Source organism: Mesorhizobium sp. M4B.F.Ca.ET.214.01.1.1, from assembly GCF_004791545.1.
Lineage (GTDB): Bacteria > Pseudomonadota > Alphaproteobacteria > Rhizobiales > Rhizobiaceae > Mesorhizobium > Mesorhizobium abyssinicae.
The window spans coordinates 1-323 of record NZ_SRUX01000203.1; the positions used below are offsets into that span (position 1 = coordinate 1).

2 pseudogenes are annotated in these 323 nt (G+C 56.0%); both read right to left on the reverse strand.

Annotated elements, in window-relative coordinates:
* Positions 1 to 227 (reverse strand): annotated as a pseudogene (locus EN857_RS33900) (carbohydrate ABC transporter permease); the annotation flags it as partial.
* Positions 220 to 323 (reverse strand): annotated as a pseudogene (locus EN857_RS33905) (sugar ABC transporter permease); the annotation flags it as partial. The pseudogenes EN857_RS33905 and EN857_RS33900, both read right to left, overlap by 8 nt.

A 323-nucleotide genomic window follows, 5' to 3' on the forward strand; every position in this document is an offset into this window, starting at 1 on the left:
ATCTGCAGCCAGTAGCGTTTGCCAAGCAGGATATCGCCGTAATTGGCCCATTGCCATTCGGGCGGAATTCCGAACGGGTTAACGCGCAGGTCTCCCAGCGTCTTGAAGCCACCGAGCGCCGTCGTCAGAAGCGGGATGAGCACGATGGCTGCAATCAGGCTCAATGAAATATAGAGATAAAGCTTGGTTTGCAGCGGCATGCGGACGGAAGTGGATGTGTCAGTCATGGCGCATGAAAATCCTTTTGTAACCGAAGGCCAGCGTCACGCAGATGACGAAGAGAACGACGCCAACCGCACTGCCAAGCCCGACCTGCATGCGCA